The 23,436-nt window shown below is 40.8% G+C and carries 27 protein-coding genes; 1 reads left to right on the top strand and 26 read right to left on the bottom strand.

Annotation, left to right across the window (positions count from 1 at the left end; all coding sequences use genetic code 11):
- Nucleotides 1-18: 18 nt before the first annotated feature.
- The 18 genes from V5M37_RS20595 to V5M37_RS20680 all read right to left on the bottom strand — a co-directional run bounded on the left by V5M37_RS20595 (nt 19) and on the right by V5M37_RS20680 (nt 16,100).
- A complete protein-coding gene (locus V5M37_RS20595) occupies nt 19-1,125 on the bottom strand; it encodes a prephenate dehydrogenase (protein ID WP_423798949.1) in 1,107 nt (368 codons plus the stop codon).
- A gap of 83 nt (nt 1,126-1,208) precedes the next feature.
- Entirely contained in the window at nt 1,209-2,297 is a 1,089-nt protein-coding gene (gene hisC, locus V5M37_RS20600; protein ID WP_423798950.1) for a histidinol-phosphate transaminase, read from the bottom strand.
- A 43-nt stretch (nt 2,298-2,340) separates the two neighbouring features.
- The gene (gene aroH / locus V5M37_RS20605; RefSeq protein WP_213145031.1) at nt 2,341-2,715 is read right to left on the bottom strand and encodes a chorismate mutase; all 375 of its coding nucleotides are present in this window, start codon (nt 2,713-2,715) and stop codon (nt 2,341-2,343) included.
- 20 nt (nt 2,716-2,735) lie between these two features.
- Complete coding sequence (gene aroB / locus V5M37_RS20610; RefSeq protein ID WP_423798951.1) at nt 2,736-3,806, bottom strand: 3-dehydroquinate synthase; 1,071 nt, start codon at nt 3,804-3,806, stop codon at nt 2,736-2,738.
- A complete protein-coding gene (aroC, locus tag V5M37_RS20615; protein ID WP_423802657.1) occupies nt 3,806-4,978 on the bottom strand; it encodes a chorismate synthase in 1,173 nt (390 codons plus the stop codon). Before aroC ends, aroB begins: the two co-directional genes overlap by 1 nt.
- Nucleotides 4,979-5,142: 164 nt before the next feature.
- On the bottom strand, nt 5,143-5,589 hold the full coding sequence (gene ndk / locus V5M37_RS20620) for a nucleoside-diphosphate kinase (RefSeq protein ID WP_423798952.1): 447 nt from the start codon (nt 5,587-5,589) through the stop codon (nt 5,143-5,145).
- 97 nt (nt 5,590-5,686) lie between these two features.
- The gene (gene hepT / locus V5M37_RS20625) at nt 5,687-6,649 is read right to left on the bottom strand and encodes a heptaprenyl diphosphate synthase component II (RefSeq protein WP_423798953.1); all 963 of its coding nucleotides are present in this window, start codon (nt 6,647-6,649) and stop codon (nt 5,687-5,689) included.
- Nucleotides 6,650-6,688: 39 nt separating this feature from the next.
- A complete protein-coding gene (locus V5M37_RS20630; RefSeq protein WP_213145027.1) occupies nt 6,689-7,393 on the bottom strand; it encodes a demethylmenaquinone methyltransferase in 705 nt (234 codons plus the stop codon).
- A 3-nt stretch (nt 7,394-7,396) separates the two neighbouring features.
- Nucleotides 7,397-8,203, bottom strand: coding sequence for a heptaprenyl diphosphate synthase component 1 (locus V5M37_RS20635; protein WP_423798954.1), 807 nt, complete (start codon nt 8,201-8,203; stop codon nt 7,397-7,399).
- A gap of 223 nt (nt 8,204-8,426) precedes the next feature.
- Nucleotides 8,427-8,663 carry a trp RNA-binding attenuation protein MtrB gene (gene mtrB / locus V5M37_RS20640; protein WP_423798955.1) on the bottom strand — a complete coding sequence of 79 codons (237 nt, stop codon included), beginning with the start codon at nt 8,661-8,663 and terminating at the stop codon, nt 8,427-8,429.
- 29 nt (nt 8,664-8,692) lie between these two features.
- Nucleotides 8,693-9,259: a GTP cyclohydrolase I FolE gene (gene folE / locus V5M37_RS20645; RefSeq protein WP_423798956.1), complete on the bottom strand. Its 567-nt coding sequence runs from the start codon at nt 9,257-9,259 to the stop codon at nt 8,693-8,695.
- A 154-nt stretch (nt 9,260-9,413) separates the two neighbouring features.
- A complete protein-coding gene (locus tag V5M37_RS20650) occupies nt 9,414-9,686 on the bottom strand; it encodes an HU family DNA-binding protein (protein ID WP_213120357.1) in 273 nt (90 codons plus the stop codon).
- Between the two features lie 344 nt (nt 9,687-10,030).
- A complete protein-coding gene (spoIVA, locus tag V5M37_RS20655; protein ID WP_423798957.1) occupies nt 10,031-11,509 on the bottom strand; it encodes a stage IV sporulation protein A in 1,479 nt (492 codons plus the stop codon).
- A gap of 308 nt (nt 11,510-11,817) precedes the next feature.
- The gene (locus V5M37_RS20660; protein ID WP_213145023.1) at nt 11,818-12,525 is read right to left on the bottom strand and encodes a hypothetical protein; all 708 of its coding nucleotides are present in this window, start codon (nt 12,523-12,525) and stop codon (nt 11,818-11,820) included.
- A 28-nt stretch (nt 12,526-12,553) separates the two neighbouring features.
- Nucleotides 12,554-12,739, bottom strand: a complete 186-nt coding sequence (locus tag V5M37_RS20665) for a DUF2768 domain-containing protein (RefSeq protein ID WP_423798958.1) — start codon at nt 12,737-12,739, stop codon at nt 12,554-12,556.
- Between the two features lie 211 nt (nt 12,740-12,950).
- Nucleotides 12,951-14,000, bottom strand: a complete 1,050-nt coding sequence (locus tag V5M37_RS20670) for an NAD(P)H-dependent glycerol-3-phosphate dehydrogenase (protein ID WP_213145021.1) — start codon at nt 13,998-14,000, stop codon at nt 12,951-12,953.
- 19 nt (nt 14,001-14,019) lie between these two features.
- On the bottom strand, nt 14,020-15,330 hold the full coding sequence (gene der, locus V5M37_RS20675; RefSeq protein WP_423798959.1) for a ribosome biogenesis GTPase Der: 1,311 nt from the start codon (nt 15,328-15,330) through the stop codon (nt 14,020-14,022).
- A gap of 161 nt (nt 15,331-15,491) precedes the next feature.
- On the bottom strand, nt 15,492-16,100 hold the full coding sequence (locus V5M37_RS20680) for a YphA family membrane protein (RefSeq protein WP_423798960.1): 609 nt from the start codon (nt 16,098-16,100) through the stop codon (nt 15,492-15,494).
- 106 nt (nt 16,101-16,206) lie between these two features.
- On the opposite strand from V5M37_RS20680, the gene V5M37_RS20685 reads away from it, so the two are divergent.
- A complete protein-coding gene (locus tag V5M37_RS20685) occupies nt 16,207-16,353 on the top strand; it encodes a YpzI family protein (RefSeq protein ID WP_213145018.1) in 147 nt (48 codons plus the stop codon).
- Nucleotides 16,354-16,509: 156 nt separating this feature from the next.
- Here the strand turns inward: V5M37_RS20685 and fni are convergent, their stop codons facing one another.
- The 8 genes from fni to prsW all read right to left on the bottom strand — a co-directional run bounded on the left by fni (nt 16,510) and on the right by prsW (nt 23,390).
- Nucleotides 16,510-17,562, bottom strand: coding sequence for a type 2 isopentenyl-diphosphate Delta-isomerase (gene fni / locus V5M37_RS20690; protein ID WP_423798961.1), 1,053 nt, complete (start codon nt 17,560-17,562; stop codon nt 16,510-16,512).
- 12 nt (nt 17,563-17,574) lie between these two features.
- Entirely contained in the window at nt 17,575-18,714 is a 1,140-nt protein-coding gene (gene rpsA, locus V5M37_RS20695) for a 30S ribosomal protein S1 (protein WP_423798962.1), read from the bottom strand.
- 121 nt (nt 18,715-18,835) lie between these two features.
- Nucleotides 18,836-19,417, bottom strand: a complete 582-nt coding sequence (locus V5M37_RS20700; protein WP_423798963.1) for a lysophospholipid acyltransferase family protein — start codon at nt 19,415-19,417, stop codon at nt 18,836-18,838.
- 1 nt (nt 19,418) lies between these two features.
- Nucleotides 19,419-20,093, bottom strand: coding sequence for a (d)CMP kinase (cmk, locus tag V5M37_RS20705; RefSeq protein WP_213145014.1), 675 nt, complete (start codon nt 20,091-20,093; stop codon nt 19,419-19,421).
- 114 nt (nt 20,094-20,207) lie between these two features.
- On the bottom strand, nt 20,208-20,387 hold the full coding sequence (locus tag V5M37_RS20710; RefSeq protein ID WP_423798964.1) for a YpfB family protein: 180 nt from the start codon (nt 20,385-20,387) through the stop codon (nt 20,208-20,210).
- A 102-nt stretch (nt 20,388-20,489) separates the two neighbouring features.
- Nucleotides 20,490-21,839, bottom strand: coding sequence for a germination protein YpeB (gene ypeB / locus V5M37_RS20715; RefSeq protein ID WP_423798965.1), 1,350 nt, complete (start codon nt 21,837-21,839; stop codon nt 20,490-20,492).
- 12 nt (nt 21,840-21,851) lie between these two features.
- Nucleotides 21,852-22,607, bottom strand: a complete 756-nt coding sequence (sleB, locus tag V5M37_RS20720; RefSeq protein WP_423798966.1) for a spore cortex-lytic enzyme — start codon at nt 22,605-22,607, stop codon at nt 21,852-21,854.
- Between the two features lie 93 nt (nt 22,608-22,700).
- A complete protein-coding gene (gene prsW / locus V5M37_RS20725) occupies nt 22,701-23,390 on the bottom strand; it encodes a glutamic-type intramembrane protease PrsW (protein ID WP_213145010.1) in 690 nt (229 codons plus the stop codon).
- Between the last annotated feature and the right edge of the window lie 46 nt (nt 23,391-23,436).

A 23,436-nucleotide genomic window follows, 5' to 3' on the forward strand; every position in this document is an offset into this window, starting at 1 on the left:
CTTTTAATTTAAATCTTTTTAACTCCCATTGGAGGTGGAGTAGTTTGTATAAGTAAGAATACACTTCTCGGCTCTTTGCCTGTCTCCTTCTGTTTGAAAACTAATGACAAGGACTCCGATAATATCCTCTCGTGTTTCGAGGATACGAATATTTGTGATACTGATATTTTCCTTCGCCAAATAACCGGTCACTTCAGAAACAATCCCGGGAACGTCTGGAATATCAACATATAAATCATAAAAGGCTGGGATTGCACCCTTTTCTTTGATTGGCAGGCCGTCCCGATATTGTTTAGCCTGATAGAAATATTGATAGATATCCTTTTCGTTACCTGTTTGGAGTAATTCCTTTACCCCTTCCATTTCTTCCTGCCACTGATTTAATAGAGCAATTAGATTTTCCCGATTGTGCAGCAAAATATCCTTCCACATATTTGGACTGCTGGAGGCAATCCTGGTAATGTCTCTAAAGCCTCCTGCCGCAAGACGGGGGATTAGGGATTCCGATTCAGACAATTTTTCTGTCTGGCGGACAATGGATGCGGCAATAATATGCGGAAAGTGACTGACAATGCCTGTCAGATAATCATGGTTTTCAGGAGTTATTGTCAAAAACTTTGCCTTTGTTCCTTTTAACCAGCCCTTAAGCTCCTCTACCTTGTCTATATCGACCATTTCTTCAGGGGTTAAAAGATAAAAAGCATTTTCAAACAAGATATCCTTCGCAGCTGAAACACCACTTTTATGTGACCCCGCCATCGGATGACCACCAATAAAGGTGATTCCCTTGTCCCTTAAATCAGCAGCATTTTCGACGATTATCTTCTTTGTGCTGCCCGTATCAGTAATAATGACATCCGGTTTTAATGGTAATGTGGAGAGAGCCTTAAGTATCGTTTTCGAATCATTTACAGGTGCGGAAACGATAATTAAATCAGCATTCTGTGAGCCATCGGGAATATTCTCCGCTGTTTCATCAATGACACCCAGCATTTTGGCAAGTCTGACCTGTTCTCTATTAATATCAAATCCAATAATGGTCGATTCCGGATGCTCCTTTTTTATACAAAGCGCCAGCGAGCCCCCGATTAACCCTAATCCAATAACAAAAACCCGGCCTTTCAATGGATCACTCCCCCTAAAACAAAAAGCGTAAGGCGCCTTTCTATCGGCGCCATTCGCTGGACAATTTTCTTAGGCACTGCTGTTTATTTTTCTGAAAGGAATTGCTCTAGAACCTTAATTAATCCTTCATTTTGTTCAGGAGAGCCTACTGTAATTCTAACTGCTGTTGGAAAACCAAGTGCTTTACCGGAGCGGACAATATAGCCTCGTTCTAACAAATACTGAAATACCTCATTCGCATCTACTTGAAAATCGATTAAAACGAAATTCGTTTGGGATGGATAATATTTCAGGCTGTTGTTTTTGCAAAATTCGTAATATTGAGCAAGACCCTGTCTATTTTTCTGCTTGCATTGTTCGACAAACTCTTGGTCGGAAAGAGCTTCAGCTGCGGCAAGCTGCCCTAATGAGTTTACGTTAAATGGTTCTCTGGCTGGCTCAAGCGCTTTGATAATGCTGCTATTGGCAATCCCATAACCGACACGGAGCGCTGCTAAGCCATAAATTTTTGAAAATGTCCTTAGCACAATCAAGTTCGGATACTTCTGTGCGAGACTGGTGGAATCATAGTAATCCTCCGCCACCACATATTCATAGTAGGCTTCATCAAGTACGACAAGAATATGTTCAGGGACTTGATCAAGGAATGGGATCAGTTTATTTTCCGGTATATATGTACCAGTTGGATTGTTCGGACTGCACACCCAAATAACATTGGTTTGATCATCAATGGCCGTCAAAAATCCCTCTAAATCATGCTCCCCATCAATGTCAGGCACCTCTTTAATGACAGCCCCTTCAATTATAGCGTTGTGCTTATATTGGGAAAACGTATGAGTCGACATGATCGTGCTGGCACCTGGATGCAGGAGCGCCCTTGAAATCATCTGGATTAGGTTATCTGAACCGTTTCCAAGGATAATTTCATCCTCGCCCACTTGTAGGAAGGAAGCAAGCTTTTCTCTTAAAATTGTTGCATACCCATCAGGATAAATAGCAAGGCTTGTCGAATTTTCTTTTAATGCTGAAAGAGCCGCTTGTGAACATCCAAACGGATTTTCATTCGAAGCCAGCTTAATAATTTGCTCTAAATTATATTGTCTTTTTACTGATTCAATGGATTTCCCTGGTTGATATGGTGTAAGAGTTAATAATTGTTCTTTCCATCTCATGATCATTTACATCCTTTCTGTATTTTTCTAAAATGACAGAGCCCTATAATGACAAACTGCTGCCTAAGTCTGGTCTAAGTACCACTGCATCCTTTAAATAGACATGAATGATGTCTTTTTGGGAAACAGATGTGTTGACGTGCATCATGATTCTTACGCACATTTTTAAAGAACCTGGAACAGGAATCTCTCTCATGCATACGACCGGAACATATGTCCAGCCAGCGAAATTACGCAATGCCTTTGCAGGAAAAACGGCATTGACATCCTCAGTTGTAGAAATAAAAACGGATGCGACGGAGTCCGGCTCGATATGATTGACCTCAATCAATTTTGCCAAAAGCTCCTCGGTTGCAGATACAATCGCTTCTTCCGTGTTTGCGTCAACCGTTGTCGCTCCTCTCACCCCTCTAATCATGGCTAAACTCCCCCTTCGCTTTAAAAACTTTTGAGTCTTTCAAGAATATCAGCATCATTTACTTCTTGAAGTACCGGTTTCCCTATTTCTTCGAGGAATACAAAATGAATCGTTTCCCCAATGGACTTTTTGTCCTGTTTCATTTTGGTTACTAATTTCTCAAGAGATAAATGATCAGGTATCTTGGTTTGATACCCCAGCCTTTCAACCCATTGGATGAAATCTGGCAATGGAAAAGAGAGCCCTTTATACTCGATACTGAGCTTTAAGGCAAACACCATCCCAATCATGATCGATTCACCATGAGTGAAATTCCCATAGCCCATTTCCGCTTCAATGGCATGACCCAATGTGTGCCCGAAATTCAAAAAGGCACGGACGCCTGTTTCCCTTTCATCTTGACTGACAAATTCATTTTTAATCCGAATTCCTTTTGTTAATGACTTCGATAATTTCTCCAGTGTTAGGGAATTTAAATCATCTATATTGGAGGAAAGCCATTGATAAAAATAAGCATCATTGATAAGGGCATGCTTAATCACTTCCGCGAATCCCGAGCGAATCTCCTGGATCGGCAGAGTCTTAAGCAATTCCAAGTCATAAAAAACAGCTTCTGGCTGATAAAAAGCGCCGATCATATTTTTGCCAAGCGGGTGATTAATGGCTACCTTACCGCCTACGGCACTATCGTGTGCAAGGATTGTGGTAGGTATCTGAATAAATGGAATTCCTCTCATAAAAGAAGCCGCAACAAATCCTGACAAGTCTCCAACAGCCCCCCCGCCCAAGGCTAATACGATGGATTTCCGGTCAAGACGGTTCTCAAGTGCGGTTGATAAGGCATTATAATAGACCTCAAAGGTTTTAGCCTTCTCACCCTTCGGAGCAGTAAAAACAGTCGTTTTGAATGGTTCTAAGACAGCCAGAAGCTTCTCTAGATGAAGCCCTGCAACTGTTTCATCTGTGATAATGAATAGTTTTGTCAATTTAGGAAAGTGATCTGTTAAAAACGGGCCTATGTCTTGAAGGGTACCTTCTCCAACAAAGACAGGATAGTTTTTTGACTTTGTATGGATTTGAATTCTGTCCATTAGAAATCCCTCGCATAGGCACGCTGCTTATCGATTTCTGCAGCAAAGGAGTCGAAACGGTCGCTGTAAAATTGCTCTACTAACGCGTTTGCAAGCTCCCAAGCTACGACACTTTCCGCCACCACAGCAGCCGCTGGAACGGCACAGCTGTCGGAACGTTCAACGCTGGCTGAAAACGGTTCTTTTGTTTCAATATCAACGCTCATTAGCGGTTTATAAAGGGTCGGAATCGGCTTCATGACACCGCGGACAACAATTGGCATACCTGTTGTCATTCCGCCTTCAAAACCGCCTAGCCGGTTTGTCAAACGGTGGTAGCCCTGCTCTTTATTCCAAGCTATTTCATCATGGACTTGACTGCCTGGTTTAGAGGCTGCTTCAAAACCAATGCCGATTTCCACACCTTTAAATGCGTTAATGCTGACAATCGCCGCTGCCAATTTGGCATCTAATTTACGATCATAATGAACATAGCTACCCACGCCAGCCGGCATCCCAGTCGCAATGACCTCCACTACGCCACCAATGGAATCACCATTTTTCTTGGCCTCATCAATAGCATTCATCATTTCCTGCTCCACATTTGGGTCCCCGGTCCGCACTGGTGAATTTTCTGTCCGCTCTTTTAATTCCTTCAGTGTAATTGAACTGTCAACATTCGCCTTAATCCCGGCAATTTCAACAACGTGTGATACAATGTCCACACCCACTAACGACAAGAGCTTTTTGGCTGCTGCCCCTGCTGCTACCCGAACCGTTGTTTCACGTGCAGACGAACGTTCAAGGACATTTCTCATATCACGATGTCCATATTTAATCGCACCATTTAAGTCTGCATGGCCTGGCCTTGGCCGGCTAACTTTTCTTTTTACTTCGTCCTCCTGGCCTTCTTCAAGTGGTTCAGCCCCCATGATTTTTGTCCAATGCTTCCAGTCGTTATTTTTAACGACTAAAGCTATCGGTGAGCCGAGTGTCAATCCATGGCGGACACCTGACATAATCTCTGCAGTATCCTTTTCGATTTGCATCCTTCTGCCGCGGCCGTAGCCCTTTTGCCTTCTTGAAAGATCATTATTTATATCATCTGCCTCTAAAGGCATACCTGCTGGAAAACCTTCTAATATTGTCGTTAACTGCGGACCATGGGATTCTCCCGCAGTTAAGTACCTCATTCCCATATTCTTTCCCCCTTCAACTCATTAAAGAATTATGTATCAATATAACATATACAGCCGAATAAACATAGTAGGACAATTCAGAAAAAAGAAATTTTCTTTATGAATGCGTATACAAAAAAGCACTTGTATTTGTTATACAAGTGCTTTCATTATTTGGATTAATAGATCCATTCGTTTCCTAATTTTGTGTATTCTGCTAATTCAGCCTCATTAAAGAAAATGCCGATTTCACGTTGTGCACTTGCAGGTGAATCAGAGCCGTGAATAACATTTTTGCCAACCGTTATGCCAAAGTCACCGCGGATTGTTCCAGGTGCAGCATCCTTAGGATTGGTAGAACCCATCATTTGGCGGGCAGTCGCAATCACGTTTTCACCTTGCCATACCATTGCAAATACTGGTCCGGAGGTAATGAAATCAACTAATTCCCCGAAGAATGGACGCTCTTTATGCTCGCCATAATGCTCAGAAGCAAGTTCTGTAGAGATGTTCATTAATTTTGCTCCAACTAATTGGAAGCCCTTTTTCTCGAAACGGGCAACAATTTCACCAATTAAATTACGTTGTACGCCATCTGGTTTAACCATTAAAAAAGTTCTTTCCATCTATTCCACTCCTAAAAATTATGTATATGATTGCTAGCGAAAACAATCAACGAAAATATTAACATTGTTTGGTATAAATGGCAAGACTATAATCAAACTAGAATTTCCTTCTGCCAATGTTCCTGGCAATATCCCGAAGCGCTTTACTTGCTTTGTTGGCAGGCAGTTCCTCTAGAATCGACAGGGCCTTTTCTAAATAAAGGTCACTTAAAGCAAGCGATTTTTCAATTGCACCGGTTTGCTTGATCAAAGAAATAATTCTTTCTATGTCGGCTTTTGAGCTGTTTGCATGGACCTTTTCTATTTCTTTCCGGGCTGCCTCATTTTCCATTGCAAACAGAGCAGGAGCCGTGATATTTCCTTGCAGAAGGTCACCGCCAGCAGGCTTGCCTAATTCTTTTTCTGTTCCCGTAAAGTCCAAAATATCGTCAATTATCTGATAGGACATTCCCACATAATACCCAAACCGATAAAGCTTTTTATGAATGGCTTCCTCAACATCTGCGGCAACCGCCCCAAGCTGGCAGCTGACAGCAATTAACAAAGCCGTTTTTCTTTTAATTCTTCGGAGATAGTCCCGAAGGTTCTGATTAAAACGATATTTATCCTTAAATTGCTGGATTTCCCCTACGCTTACTTCGACTATGGCATTGGCCAAAATTTTATGGGCTAAAGGATGCTTGATATTAGTCATCAATTCGAGTGCAAGGGCAAACACGAAGTCACCCGTATACATCGCGGTCTTGTTATCCCATTTTGCTTTGACAGTAGGCTGTCCCCTTCTTAAGTCAGCATCATCGATGACGTCGTCATGAACAAGCGAGGCCATATGAATTAGTTCCAATGCAACCGCAACATTCTTCATGACGTTTATATCATAGGTGCCAAATTTTCCTGCAAGCAAAACAAAAACAGGACGAATTCTTTTTCCCCCGGCTTGTAATGTATGCAACGAAGCTTGCTGCAGGAGGATAGACTCTGATTTGATCGTCTCCTCCAGTTTTTTCTCGATTAAACTAATATCCGAATTCAAAAATGAATACATCATTTTTAATTTCATTTGTATCCACCTAGCTTTTCATCCTGTCTTTGTTCCATGTTATTTCTTATGTCCGATATGAACAGCAGCCGCACCGCCGCTGTATGGCTTATATTTAACATTTTGAAAGCCAGCCTGCTCAAACATTCTAGCCAGCTCTCTCATCCCAGGAAAATCGCGCGCAGACTCTTGAAGCCAAGAGTATTCCTGGTAGCTTTTCGCAAACATCTTTCCGAATAAAGGCATAATAAAGCGGAAGTAAAAGAAAAACAGCTGTCTGTAACCAATAAGGGTTGGCTGAGATGTTTCAAGGCAAACCCCGATTCCACCCGGTTTTACAACCCGTTGCATTTCTTTTAGTACCTGCAGGTAATCCGGCACATTCCTTAGACCAAAGCCAATGGTGACGTAATCAAAGCTATTATCAGGAAAAGGCAGTTCCATTGCATTGCCATGGATGAGTTCAACTTGATTCAACCCAAGCTCGCGGACTTTTTCCTTACCTACGTTTAGCATATTTTGACTAAAATCCAAGCCAATCACTTTTCCGGATGGACCGACAGCTTCTGCCATAGCAATTGTCCAATCAGCTGTCCCGCAGCAGACATCCAGGGCTTTTGAGCCAGGCTGTACATTCATTCTTTTCATCGTGTCCTTACGCCATCTAATATGCTGCTGAAAGCTGATAACAGAGTTCATTTTGTCGTAGCTATCAGAAATTTTTTCGAACACTTGATGAACACGTTGTTCTTTCGATTGCTGCATGTTTCACCCTTCTTCCACAAATGTTTTGGCATATGGCTGATATTGATTTAATAAATTGGAAATCCTGCCTTCAAGCAAATGATTTAGATATGGAAGCTTTGGAATCCCTTTTTCTATTATTTGCTTTGAAAGTTCAAGATACCGGTCACATACCTTTAAAAGCTGATCGTTCTGAATATCCGGCAAGTCTTTGTTATGGTCGTGGAGTGGTACCATAATTTTTTTCAATGCAGCAAATAAAATAGAACTGCCGGTTTGAAGAAATAAAGCCTTTTCGTTTAATAACCGTTTGAATAGCAAGTAATAGGCTAGAACATCATTCCAAAGGTCGATATTAAAATATTCGGCAAGCTTCGAAAGCAGCGAGGCTTCAATGACCATCATGCTTTTCATCAGCTGTTCGATATCCTCTGACTCGGTAAAATATACTGAAGTCTTATGTTCATTTACTTGCTTAATTCCTTCCGACAGTGCTTTTATCATGAAAATGTCATCTGAATCGGCCAGGAGCTTATAATACAATCCGCTAAAATAATCCCCGGCCAAAACAGTAAGCTGCCGGTTTTTTTCCTCATTTGTTGAGGTAATATGTTCATGGGTATCGAGGGCGATTTGTACCAGCATAGTCGAGAGGGCATAGTTTTCCATTTCGTGATAAGACAAATCCATCCGGTCCATGATGGAAACTAAAATTAGGAGTTTATCCTCGTCAACTATTGGGGTCTCAATAAATTGTAGCAAGTAAGGATCAAAAACACGGTTTTCGACTTTTTCCTTAATGCTTATTAACTTTTGTCGAATATCCTGCATTTTTAATCACCCTTGTTCCCCGAAGTAGTATCATTATGTATTCTTATTTCCTAATCCAAAAGGAAAATGCATGTTAAATAATTAAGTAAGAAAAACTCTGCCAATAACAAGGCAGTCACCATTATAACACATATAAACATCCATGAGCAGGAATTCACAAAATAATTATATTTCTCATCAACTAAGAATACTCTTATAAAAAACAGAAGGACCAAAAAGTCCTCTATTTTTTTATTTCACTTTCAATTTCCCCGTATTGAGTAAGAATTTTGGCATTCCCTCTAATTTTAATAGCAGAAGTATGCTCTGTAAATTGAGCAATTAATACCTCACCTTTATCAAGCTTTTCAGAATGGTGAAATCTTGTATCAGTACCTCTCGTCAGACCAATGACACTAACTCCATCATCATTTGCTTTAATGACAATATAATCACTACTTTGTGGCTGCCGGTTATCCATCATCATCACCTCTAAAGTTTTAGAAAAAGTTAATTTTTTATTAAAGAGAGCACTTCGGAGCGGGCGCTGACATCCTCGGCAAGTGTTCCACGAACAGCAGTTGTTACGGTTTTTGCTCCCGGTTTTTTCACTCCACGCATCGTCATACACATATGTTCTGCTTCCACCACAATCATTACACCGTGCGGCTCTAATTTTTCCATAATACTATCAGCAATGGTGGAAGTAATTCGTTCCTGCAGCTGTGGTCTTTTGGCAACAGCTTCGACTGCTCTTGCCAGCTTGCTTAAGCCCGTTACACGGCCATTACGCGGGATATAGGCCACGTGAGCAAGCCCGAAAAATGGGACAAGATGGTGTTCACACATTGAATAAAACGGAATATCCTTCACCAATACCAATTCTTCATGATCCTCACTGAAAATCGTTTCAAAATGCTTTTTAGGATCTTCCTTTAACCCGCTAAAAACTTCTTCATACATTTTTGCCACACGCTTAGGGGTGTCAAGAAGTCCTTCCCGATTTGGATCTTCCCCGACTGCTTCTAATATTAAACGTACCGCCTCTTCAATTTGGGCACGATTTACCTCTGCCATGTTAACTCCTCCTATTTGCCTCTAATAGATGTCAAATACATATTAGCATATTGTTTTCTTAGCAGGCAATTTCAACAGCGCACAAAGAAAAAGGCCATGGTGTTTGCCATGGCCTTTGCTCTTAAGCATTCGCTTAAAGCAATAATTTATGTAATTATTTTACTGCGTCTTTAAGCGCTTTACCTGGTTTGAAAGCAGGAACCTTGCTTGCCGCGATTTCGATTTCATCACCAGTTTGAGGGTTACGCCCCTTACGTGCTGCGCGCTCGCGTACTTCAAAGTTACCAAAACCGATAAGTTGAACCTTATCACCATTCTTTAAAGCATCTAAAATCGAATCAAAAACAGCATCAACCGCTTTAGTTGCGTCCTTTTTAGAAAGTTCGCTGGCTTCCGCTACTGCATTAATAAGTTCTGTCTTGTTCATGCCTTTCACCTCCTCCCAAAGGTTTATCGAGATAAATAAGATTACTTATCTACATTTCTAAACACTTTTTCTGATTTCTATACGTTCAACAGCGCAGTTTTATTGTAAAAGTTATAAAAATTACCGCATATACAGCAATTTCTAAATCTTTGAAAAACCTTTTAAAATAAAGGACTGATGCACTACTAACGTAATTCTGTTAAAAGATTATCATAATCAATTCAGCATATCAAGAAGATTTCAAGAAATTATGGGAATCTTTTCTTTTCTTCTACAAAATTCTACTTTATTGGTCATAATTAAGTAGAAACGCATAAAAAAAAAGACTCCAGAGGAGTCCAATCTTATAAAATAATGGCAATCAAACCGCCTGAGCCTTCGTTGATAATTCTTTCAAGTGTTTCTTTTAATTTATATCTAGCATTTTCCGGCATTAAGGAAATCTTAGCCTGAATGCCTTCACGGACGATGGAACTCAAACTGCGGCCAAATATATCAGAATTCCAAATAGATAGCGGGTCATCTTCAAAATCCTGCATGAGGTAACGGACTAGCTCTTCACTTTGTTTTTCTGTTCCAATAATCGGCGCAAATTCTGATTCCACATCAACTTTAATCATGTGAATGGATGGTGCAACTGCTTTTAATCTAACACCGAAACGGGAACCCTGACGGATTATTTCCGGCTCTTCGAGGCTCATGTCTGAAAGCGTTGGACTAGCAATTCCATAGCCGGTCTGTTTTACCATTTTTAGAGCATCTGCAATATGATCATATTCCGCTTTTGCATGGGCAAAATCCTGCATAAGCTCTAGCAAATGGTCTTTTCCTCTGATTTCTACCCCGACTATTTCTTTTAAAATATCATCATATAATTCATCCGGAGCAAATAAATCGATTTCAGCTACACCTGAACCCATTTCCACTCCGGCGAGTCCTGCCTTGTCAATAAACTCAAACTCACTGAAATGCTGTACAACCCGGTCGACATCTCTCAATCTCTTGATATCTTTTACCGTTTCCTTAACAGCATCCTGATAGCTTTCTCTCAGCCAATGATTTTCCTTTAGAACCATTACCCAGCTTGGCAGATTGACATTGACTTCAAGAACAGGGAATTCATAAAGTGCTTCGCGGAGTACATTTAAGCAGTCATTTTCCCGCATGCTCTCAACACTCATGGCAATAACAGGAATGTCATATTTTTCAGCCAGGTTGGACCTAAGAGTCTCTGTACTTGGATGATATGGCTGGGCACTGTTCACCACCATAATAAACGGCTTGCCGACTTCTTTGAGCTCTTCAATAACCCTTTCCTCGGCCTCGATATAATTACTCCTTGGAATCTCTCCAATGGTTCCATCTGTTGTAACCAGCACACCTATTGTGGAATGCTCCTGAATGACCTTTCTGGTGCCAATTTCAGCGGCCTCATGGAATGGAATAGGTTCGTCATACCATGGCGTATTAATCATTCTAGGGCCATTTTCATCCTCATACCCTTTAGCTCCAGGTACTGTATAGCCAACACAATCCACAAGTCTTATGTTGACATCCAAGCCTTCATCAACATGAACAGTTGCGGCCTGGTTTGGAACAAATTTAGGTTCAGTTGTCATGATTGTTTTTCCAGCTGCACTTTGCGGAAGCTCATCCTGTGCTCGCGATCTATCTGCTTCGCTGTTTATATTCGGTAAGACAACAAGCTCCATAAATTTTTTAATGAATGTTGATTTTCCTGTTCGTACTGCTCCGACTACTCCTAAATAAATATCGCCGCCCGTTCTTTCGGCAATATCTTTAAAAATATCTACCTTTTCCAAGTGATCCCCTCCTGATCATAGAGTAAAGTGGGATAGTTTCATCCATATAGGTATTTTTGGACAGTATATGTTTATGATGTTGTCCTACCCAGTTATGACACTTTTCTAAAAATTTTTTACCTCCTTCAAAAAAAATTTCATGTAACGCTGGTATTTACAGTACCTGTAAGGTCAAAATGGATGGAGGGTTTCTATTTATGTTCATCGATACGATGGAATTAGGAATTCGCCGTACCGCGTTTATTTATTGAAAAAAAACCCTTCTCCTACAATATATTTCGCAGGAAAAGGGTTATGACTTTTAAATCTTATTCTTCTAGAAATACCGGTTCATTTGTTTTTGGGTCTACGGTGTAGGGCAGGGAAAAAGCCGGAACGAACATAGAGTTATTGACTAGAATAGGCCGGATATCCTCGCCAGGATTCACCTTCTGGTCTGATTTCTTAATTGCCTGATAAAGGTCAGGGCTGTAATCTATATATACTTCGGCATTCCCAGTGATGACAAAGGATAAATTTTGATTGGAATACGGACTGACGGCATATGGAGGCTCCTTATATCCCAATTTTTTATAGTCTAGAGTAAACACATTTTTGGCAATTTGTTTTTTATAGGGCGGATACCCCATTGCCTTTAATCTTAATTTCATATCCCGGATCGTTTCAGCCATTCTTAAGTCAATAAGTTTCACGGTTGGACTGGTTTCCACATCAACCAAAACGTATTGGAATATACCCCCGTTTTCAAACGCATTACCGGGTGGCTCAGCTATATATTTGGGGGCAATCTTTTTAAAATCAATTGGATACTTTTGATAAATGGGGGTACCCGCTTCTTTCGTCTTGATTGGCAGTATACCGCCATTGTCATTTCTAAAATCGTCCACAGCCGTTTGAACTGCTTGTATTTGATCCTTGTACGGAATCTGATTCTTTGCCAATTCCTCCTTTGGATACATACATCCCGTTAACAGGAAAGCCAAAGCTGCACACAAACCCAGCATCTTCCACTTCATATAATCACCTTTATATGTATATTTTTCGTCATGTCAGGAATACGATAAGCAGTGTCAGCCCTGCTGCAATCATAAATAGATAGGCAAGAATAGCTGTAACAAAACGGAATACTCCTGTTAATTTATACCTGCTCAAATAAATGGTAATAATGGCGAGAAACATTAAAGCCATTCCGCCAACGGATATCCACATTTTTAACATACCTGGTGACAATGTAATTCCCCCCTTGTCCGAATGTTATTATAACATAAAAATAAAAAACTGAAGTAAAGAGGGGCGAGTTCTTTACTTCAGCCAGGTCAAGACTAAATAACCCATACACCAGCGTCATACTACCAAGTTGCTTCGTTGCATTGTATGCATTTTCATGTTAAAGCGTATCAGAAGAACGCCTATTTTTTGAAGGAAAAGGCACATTTTTTCGTTATATATTTCTTTCATCCAAAATATTAACCAAATCCTCCATCTCATGCGTTTTGCTGCGACCCATTAATACCTCTACCCCGTCTTTTGCATTTTTGCCATTAAACAAAACATCATAGAGCACACGGGTAATAGGCATTTTTACTTCATATTTTTCGGCCAGCTGGTAAGCAGCTTTCGTGGTTCTGACACCTTCCACGACCATACCCATGCTATCAAGTACTTCCTCTAGGGTTTTTCCTTTCCCTAATAAATTTCCTGCTCTCCAGTTTCTTGAGTGAACACTGGTGCAGGTGACAATTAAATCGCCTATTCCAGCCAAGCCGGAGAAAGTTAACGGGTTAGCTCCCATTTTTGTGCCAAGCCGCGCGATTTCAGCCAATCCTCTTGTCATTAGGGCAGCTTTGGCATTATCCCCATAGCCCAAACCATCGGTAATTCCTACAGCCAAGGCAATAATGTTTTTCAAGGCACCGCCAATCTCAACCCCAATTACATCGGAATTCGTATAGACACGGAAATTGTGGTTAATAAATAAATCCTGAATTTCTTCAGCAGCCTCCATATTTTCCGAAGTAACCGCGACCGTTGTCGGGTGTCTGAGACTAACTTCCTCGGCATGGCTTGGACCAGAAAGAACAACGACAGCATCTAACAGCTCTTCAGGCATTTCTTCTTTGATGATTTCCGAAATTCTCATCAAAGTATCGGGCTCAATCCCTTTACTTACATGTGTTATCATAATCGGAGAAGTTACGACAGCTTGAATTTTCCGAATGACCTCGCGAATGGCCTTTGTGGGAACCGCTAAAATAACATGCTTAATATTTGCCAAGGCATCGCTTAAGGAAGCATAGCCAACGATTAATTCAGGAAGGTCTATTCCGGGCAAATATTTTTTGTTTGTATGAAACTGATTGATTTCTTTAACTTGTTCCTCATTATGGCTCCACAACCGGACCCCGAGTCCATTATCCGCCAGTACCATCGCCAGGGCTGTCCCCCAGGATCCAGCACCGACGACGGCAGCAGCCTTTTGTTTCTCTTCCATTACGATCACCGCCTCAAGGCTATTTTCTTTCTCTTGCATAAATTTTAATAGGGGTGCCCTCAAAGCCAAATGCATCCCTTATCCTGTTTTCAAGAAAACGTTCATAAGAAAAATGCAATAATTCTGGTTCGTTGACGAAAATGACAAAGGTTGGCGGCTTCACGGCAACCTGTGTTGCATAATAAATTTTCAATCTTCTGCCTTTATCCGTTGGTGTCGGGTTCATGGCAACCGCATCCATAATAATATCGTTTAAGACACTTGTTTCAACACGCATAGAATGGTTCTCACTAGCCAAATTAATCACTGGAAGCAAGGTATGGATTCTTTTTTTCGTTTTCGCAGATAAGAAAACAATCGGTGCGTAATCAAGAAACAGAAAATGATCTCTGATCTTCTGCTCAAATTCTTTCATCGTTTTTTCATCTTTTTCAATAGCATCCCACTTATTGACGACAATGACGACCGCTCTTCCGGCTTCGTGGGCATAGCCTGCGATTTTCTTATCCTGTTCAATGATTCCTTCTTCCGCATTAATGACCACCAAAACCACGTCGGATCGTTCAATGGCCCTAAGTGCCCGCAGCACACTATATTTTTCGGTGCTTTCGTATACTTTACCTTTTTTTCTAATTCCTGCTGTATCGATGATAACATATTCTTGTCCTTCGTACGTATAAGGAGAATCGATGGCATCACGGGTTGTCCCAGCGATATTGCTGACAATTACCCGGTCTTCTCTTAATATGGCGTTAACCAAAGAAGATTTTCCGACATTTGGCCGGCCAATTAAAGAAAACTTAATAACATCCTCATCATACTCTGCTTCTCCGCCCTTTGGAAAATGTTTTGCAGCAGCATCCAACAAATCCCCAAGGCCAAGTCCATGTGACCCCGAAATTGGGATTGGCTCTCCAAACCCAAGTGCGTAAAAATCATAAATCATATCCCGCATTTCAGGATTATCAATCTTATTAACCCCTAGGATAATTGGTTTTTTTGTTTTATAAAGAATTTTCGCCACTTCTTCATCGGCAGCCGTAACCCCTTCTCTCCCATTCGTTAAAAAGATAATGACGTCAGCTTCATCAATCGCCACTTCCGCCTGCTGCCGGATTTGCTCCAGAAACGGCTCATCACCAATATCAATCCCGCCTGTATCGATGATATTAAAATCATGGTTGAGCCATTCGCCTGAGCTATAAATTCGGTCTCTCGTCACACCTGGGATATCTTCAACAATGGAAATTCGTTCACCAACAATTCTATTAAAAATAGTGGATTTTCCGACATTCGGTCTTCCCACAATGGCAATAACAGGTTTAACCATTCAAATCGCCATCCTTTCTTATCCGTTAATCAAACTTTTTTAGTATGTAAAGTTACTAAAAATGATGAAAGAACCCTTCGGGGTACCCCCAGAAAGGTCTAACTATCCTATCTTAGCAAATGTTAATCTCCTCCTGCAACGGATAGGGGGAATAAATCTTGTTAAGAAGATTTTTGTTTTGCTTTTTCCAAAAAATGAAAATGATTTTGCAGTACTGCTCCTGCATTTTCCAAAAGGCTCCAGCCAACCGTTACTGCGGAAATCAACGCACATACATCTAAATAAGCAAAATCTCCGATTGAATGCGGAAATTGAAATTTATTTAAAATATACGCGTACAATAACTCTCCCTGCATGGTACCGCTAAATATAATCAGCAGTCTCCCCTTTAATGTGTTTTGCAGGATTATAGCCAAATAGCCGATACCGATTCCCATCATCCATTCCTTCTTAAATATTAACCAAACCGGGTCAAATATTTCGAACAAATGGAAGGTTACGTATGCAATTGTGATAATTAAAGAACAAATGAGAAGGTATATGATAACCCGCTGCTTTTCTTTGCTTATAAATAAATATGAATAACCTAAGATGACAACCCCGCTTGCATAAACGTCAACCATGCCGAAACTAAAATGATGGTTTGAAAAAATAATCAAGATTAATACTGCAGCCGCAACCTTTAGCCGATACGGATTATCCTTAGGTAAAATAAACGTAAGGTAAACCCAAAACATCCAAAAAATCAAATAAAATGCTGCACCTTCCATACATACACCTCCTATTATTATCATTATTGATATTCCTGATGAACTTTTATACTCACTGAATAATATTTCCTGTGTGATTCATCTTATAAAGAGGAGGTGTAGAAAAATGGGAAAAGACCGCCAAGAGAAAAAGCTAAAAGCAAGCAGAAGAGTGGAGTCAGACCGTGATCAAGCCTTGCACTATAAGGGGTCCACGAAGCTGTCAGGTCCTGATGAGGCAAGAGGTTTAAATGATGGGAAGGACGATTACTAAAAGAAAAGCGGAAGCGCCTTGACCAGGGGCGACAGGCATAAGACGAGCCGGCGAGAAGGCTGTTTTTTAGCCTTCTTGACGGATTGGCTTATGAACCCCGAGCCCCTAGGCGCTGCAGCCAGACAAGAAGAAAAGCTCCTGCATTTTGCAGGAGCTTTAAACTTGTCGCTGGCTGTATTGTTTAGTATCAATTCCTCTTTGGGTTAACCAATGATAAGTCTCTCCGGAAATAATCAAGGGAACACGTTTCAATTCCGAAATGGATTTTACCCCTAAGGCTGTCATAATAAGAGTAATCTCCATAAGCAGCTCCTGCATTTCATCCACTAAGGCTTCTGTCCCTTTTTCTACAAGAATCCTCAGGAAATGACCGGCAATTCCAATCGCATCCGCTCCCAAGGCTATTCCTTTGACGATATCCAAACCGTTCATAAAACCGCCAGAGCCAAGGATGGAAATGTTGGAAATGGATGAAGCTTCCGCAATAGAAACAGGAGTGGGTATGCCCCAATCAGTGAAAAAAGGAAGGGATTTCTCTCTGCGTTTATTTTCGATCTCCGCAAAGTTGGTTCCTCCGGTTCCCCCACAATCGGCAATTTGCACCCCTATCGAGAAAAGCATTTGAATCGTTTCACGGGACATACCAAAGCCCACCTCTTTTATGATCACTGGGACTTCTACACCGTTTACGATGGTTTCAATTCTTTTTAAGGCTCCGGAAAAGTCACGATCCCCCTCCGGCATGGTCAGCTCTTGGATTACATTTAAATGAATTTGCAGCGCATTGGCTTCAATCATTTCAATCGCATATTTTGCATCATCCAACTGTGCCTCACTGCCAAGATTGGCAATCAAAATGCCCTTCGGATTCTCTTTACGGGCCACTTCATAGGTATATCTTTGAGTTCGATCCTTAACAGCCGACATTTGAGAACCGACAGCCATCGCCAATCCAAGCTCACTTGCAGCAATGGCCAGTTCCTTATTAATCGAATAGGTTTTTTTACCGCCGCCGCCCGTCATCGCATTGATAAAAATAGGCGAACTCAAATAAAGTTCGCCTATTTTTTGATTTAATCGAACAGCACTAATACCAATATTCGGTAAGCTTTGGTGAATAAATTTAATATCATCAAATGCTGAAGAACGCGCGTGCCCATTTTCAATAGCTAGGCGGATGTGATCCCATTTACGTTCCAATCTAGACACGTTTTATCACCATTATTTTCTCAGATTCTTTAACTTATCTCCAATCATTTCACCAAGCTGGAATCCTTTTGATTCTTCCGGAAGTTCATAATCGTAGGTATCCTCAACCTCTTTTTCAAGAAGCTCCTTGATGCTCAAAGATAACCGCTGCTCTGCTTCATTTGCATCTAAAACTTTAACGGATACCTCTTGTCCTTCCTTTAACACCTCATGAGGGGTACCGATGTGTTTATGGGCAATCTGGGAGATATGAACAAGGCCTTCAACACCTGGGAATACCTCAACGAAAGCTCCATAAGAAACCAATCGCTTAACGGTTCCGGTTAACACACTGCCCTTTGGAGCCTTTTCTGAGATGTTTGACCACGGCCCAGGAAGTGTCTCTTTAATGGATAATGAGATTCTTTCGCTGCCCCGATCCACGCTTAGGACTTTCACATTAACCTTTTGTCCTTCATGTACAACATCTGTTGGTTTATTGACATGCTCGTGTGATAATTGGGAAATATGGACAAGTCCGTCAATTCCGCCGATATCAACAAAAGCACCAAAATCAGTCAATCTTTGAACTGTACCTTCAATTACATCCCCTGGCTGGATTGCATCAAGACGGGTTAGTTTTTGCTTAGCCTTTTCCTGTTCAACAACAGCACGGTGGGAAAGGATTAAGCGATTTTTATCTTTATCGAGTTCGACAATTTTAAAAGTAATCGTTCTGCCCTTATAGTCGCTAAAATCCTCGACAAAATATGTCTCAACAAGGGAAGCAGGGACAAAGCCGCGAACTCCTAGGTCGACAACTAAGCCGCCTTTCACTACATCTTTTACTTCAGTTTCAATAACCTCGCCGCTTTGGAATTTCTGCTCAAGGCTTTCCCAAGCCTTGCCGGCGTCCACTTTTCTTTTTGAAAGAATTAATGCTTCTTCCTCAACCTTCATTACTTCAAGCTCTAGTTCATCGCCTTCTTTAACGGCATCTGAGGCTTTTTCAATATGCAGGCTTGATAATTCGCTGATTGGAATAATTCCATCAAGTTTGCTGCCTTGGATATTTACAAGCACCTGCTTTTCTTCTACTTTAGTAACTTGCCCGGTTACCTTGTCGCCAACTTCAAAGCTTTTCACTTCTACCTGATTTAATTCTTCAGACATATGTAATCCTCCTTAATCCATTGACTAGCAAAATCTATAATTATCTATAAATTCTGATTTGCCCAAAATTGAATCTCATTATTTAACTTCTTATAAATCATGTCTTTTGTCAAGCGGAAACCTATCGATCCTCTTTAATAAGTTTATGAATTTCAGCCATAATTAATTCAGTGGCTGCTTCTGCAGATGCCTTCGAAGTTCTAAGTTCGTCCATTTGAATGGGTTTACCATAAACTACCTTTAACTTTTGCAGGTTTTTGTAAGGACCAAGAATCGCACACGGAACAACAGCACAATTTGTTTTCAAGGCAAAAAAACCAGCACCGGCAAGACCCTTCCCTAATTCCCCAGTTTTACTTCTCGTTCCTTCTGGAAAAAGCCCAAGCACATGCCCATCCTTTAAGATGTTGATTCCTTTTCTTAGTGCTTCGCGATCACTCATTCCCCTTTTTACAGGAAAAGCGTTACATTTCCGCACGATGTTCCCCAAGACAGGGACTTGGAAGATTTCCTCTTTGGCCATAAAATAGACAGGTCTTTTCCCGGTAATCCCGACAATAATGGGGTCAAAATTATGAATATGATTGGAACAAAGAAGCACGCCGCCCTCTTTCGGAATATTCTCCGCTCCAATCGTTTCAACTCGATACCATGGTTTAAAAATTGCGTTAACTACTGATCTGGCAAAGGTATAAAACGTCAACTCATCCAATCCTTTCGTGCACAAGAGCCATAATTTTATCGACTACTTCCGGAATAGTCAAAGAGGTGGTATCAATTTCGATGGCATCTTCGGCCTTTTTCAAAGGAGCTACTTCTCTTTCAGAGTCGATTTTATCTCTACGCGCAATTTCTTCTTTTAGTTTTTCCAAGTCTGATGGGAATCCCTTTTGAAGATTTTCATTATGGCGCCGCTCAGCTCTTTCGTCCACACTGGCGAGTAAAAAGACTTTTACCTCTGCATTCGGTAAAACATGGGTGCCAATGTCACGCCCATCCATGACAACACCGCCGCTTTTCGCAAACGATTGCTGTCTTCTCACCATTTCTTCCCTTACCCTTAGGTGTTTGGAAGGAATGGATACCAAATTGGTTACTTCAGATGTGCGAATTTCGTTAGTAACATCCAGATTATCGAGTAAAACGATTTGCCCGTTATCAGAAGGCAGGAGTCCTATTTCTGTTTTGAGCAGCATTTCCACTAGGGAGTCTTCATCTTCAAGATCAAGATTGTTCGCAATTGCTTTATATGTCAACGCCCGATACATGGCACCTGTATCAATGTAAATATACGATAAGTTTTCTGCCACAATTTTTGCTACAGTGCTTTTACCGGCAGCTGCAGGACCGTCAATTGCGATGGATATTTTTCTATTCATAAATCCTCCTAATGAATATCTAAAGTTGTCTATATTTATTTTACCATAAGAGAATGGAATCCTTCCTTAATTTAATCCATTAAATCAAAAAAAGCAGGCAAGCCTGCTTTTTAGTTAATTTCCTTGAAAGGTCTGGAGTATTTCGGTGATGGAATTTTCGTTGACGCCTTCGTATTTGGTTAGTTGCTGCAATTCTGGCAGCGTGTCAAGCTGATGAAGAATAAATTGCGTTAGAAGTAAAAACAGAAACTGTATAATGATTATCTTCATTAAAATTTTTTCGATTTTCTCCAAATCCATTCACCCCGGTACCAAGTTATTCCTATTATGGGGGCTGATTCGTTATTTTATTCTCAGTAGTGTGACAAAAGAGAAAGGAAAAGCATTAGCCTTTCCTTATAAAACACCTTCATACATATTTTCCGCATTTTTTAGTTTATCCACTTTTTCTTCCATACCTGTTTTTGCATTAATAAAAATACGGTAAGTATCTTCTCCCATTGTTCCGAGAAATTCGTAACATAATACTTCCTCATTTAAATCATTGATGACTACAGCAAGCCGGTCCTCCATCACCTTTAGATTTGGATTCACTTTCTTTCTGGCATCTTCAAGTGTAATGGTTGGTTTATCTAAATTTCTTGTTTGAAAGGACTTTAAGTAATCCTCCGCAGAGACGCCGACAATATCGCCATTATCTAGAGCAACCTTAACCTTTACCGATTCCGGATAGATTCTGACCCCATTAATAGTGGTGACAAAATTAAAGACACCAACATTATCATATTGAAAACTTTCAAAAGTTTCTAAGTCTTTAAAGCCGGTTTCTTTTAAAAAGGCAAGTGCTTTATTATTGGCATCATTCAAACTGATCGCCTGCTTATCGATCGGGCGATTGTTCATAAACCAAATGGGATGGCCGGCTTTTTTTGTAATGTCCATACTAGCTTCCTGACCCGTTTTGTTATTCCTTACGGAAACACTGTAAAAGCCATAGTCAGACCCTTTGCCATTTTTGGTGACCTTCACATCCGCATTACCGTCAATTTTCATATATTTTTTCGCAATGTCAGCAGCCTCTTGCTTTGTAATGGATTTCCCTTTAATTTTTTTATAGTTTTCATCCTTTTTTTGCAGGTTTGTTAAGCTAAGCCCCTGAGCAGTTTCTTCATAGCCGCTGACGGTTTTCTCAACCGTTTTGAAACCGTCAATAATCGTGTTATCTGTATTTTCCTTACCTGAGGCCAAGGCAAGCTCAACATCCATCCAGCGCAAATTGTTCTTTAGTACCATATGCTGGACTTTTCTAAGCTCTGACTGGATTTGTCCGGATTGCTTATAAAGGGATTTCAATGTTTCGTATTCCTGATCAGAAAGGGGCTCCTTATCCAAATCCCTGGCAGCAGTCCGATAGCTGAAGTTTCCGATATTCGCAAGAAATTCCTCTGTTTTATTAAATGGCAGCAGCGTCAATGGAAGCTGCCCAACATCGCTGTGTGCCTGTGACGTGAGTCTCCAGACTTCAATTAGCGACGGTGATAATGAACTTTTTGAGTTCATAGCAAGTGTTGTGCCAATTTTGTCATTTAAAAGGTCCATTCGATAAGTAAGATTATGGAACGCCCGTTGATAATTGTTTTCTGCATTTAAAAGCACCGCGTTTTTCTCTTGATGTTCCTGGTAACCCCAGTAGGCAGTACCCGCAATAGCTACCGCGAGAACGCCAATCAATATTCCTCTAATCAACTGTTTTCACCTCTATTTGCAAAAAATATGTTGGCCAATTTTTTTAATTTGCGGTCTTCCCCAAATCCATCCGCTCGTGGCCGTTGCCGGATTAAAATAATACAAGGCTTCGCCCGTAGGATCCCAGCCATTTATCGCATCGATCACTGCTTTCTTGGAAGTTTCATTCGGGGTCAGCCAAATCTGTCCATCGGCGACTGCCGTAAATGCTCCCGGTTCAAAGATTACTCCAGAAACCGTGTTTGGAAATGACGCACTTTGTACCCTGTTTAGAATAACTGCAGCAACTGCTACCTGGCCGATATATGGTTCACCTCTCGACTCCCCATGAACGGCATTGGCCATTAAGCGAATATCATTTTGCGAAAAACCGGCCGGAGTGTTTGCGGCGGTGGGCTTTTTGGCAGGTGCTTGCGGTTTTGCATTTGGTTTTGCCGCAGAATTATTGCCCGCCTTATAGTTTTTGCTCGCCTTCACAAGTTTCGCTTTTGTATCCGGCCCTGCCATCCCATCAATCGGCATCCCAAATTCATACTGAAAATTCCGTAATGCCCAATAGGTCCGCCAGCCGAAAACTCCATCCACTGTCCCTGTAAAAAAACCTAAATGTTTGAGCCTTTCTTGTAATTCAATGACATCGGCGCCAACCGCACCATGCTGGATTACCTGTCCGGAAAAAGCCTGAACCTGATTGGTTTTTACGAATGGTAATGGCGTTATTAAAAGGGATAAGATTAGCAGATTTATTAATATCGATTTCTTCAACATGGAACATTAACCCCCATTTGTAAATCTTTTTGCATTAATCCTATTTTTTGTTTAAATGGTGTTTTTATTCCAATTAAATGAAAAAACCCAACATCAATGATGAAGGGTCTTTTCAAGTGAATATTGTTTTTTAAAATGGTTAGCACTTAGCAATTTCGCTTTTTTCACTTTTCTAAGTCCAAACCACCATAGAAAGATCATGAAAGGAAAAATGATAAGCAGCCAATTTTCTAAAGATAACAGGATTAAATCGTAGAAGCCGTGCAGAACAAATGGGAGTAGCAACGACAAAGCAAGCCATTTCGCTTTATTGCCTTCGGTAAACTTTGCCTTGCCAAAATAAAATCCCATTATAACCCCAAAGAGTGCATGACTGGAGACCGGGAGCAACGCCCGGGTTATGGCATGTTCAATGCCGTTAGCAATAAGGTAAAAAATATTTTCAACGGTAGCAAAACCAAGGGAAACTGCCGCACCGTAGACAATTCCATCAAACGGTTCATCAAATTCAACATGTTGATAAATGGCATAAAAAACAATAAACCACTTAAAAAATTCCTCAAGAAAACCGGTACTGATAAATGCGTTAATCATGCTTGAATCAAGTAATTGCTCTGTCTTTAGGACATGCTGGATAAACATAATCGGAAATACCAACAGCGCACCATATAAAAATGTTCTAAGAACAAGGGGAATAGGCTCAGATTCATATTCATCTTTTAAATAAAAATAACTTAGCAAGGCCAAGCCGGGAGCGATCCCGGCAGATAAGATTCCCAGCATGATGAACCTCTTTTCAACTCCATTTTCTTAAGTCTAACATGGAAAT

This window comes from Neobacillus sp. SAB-20_R2A, assembly GCF_049568635.1.
Classification (GTDB): Bacteria; Bacillota; Bacilli; order Bacillales; family Cytobacillaceae; genus Neobacillus; species Neobacillus citreus.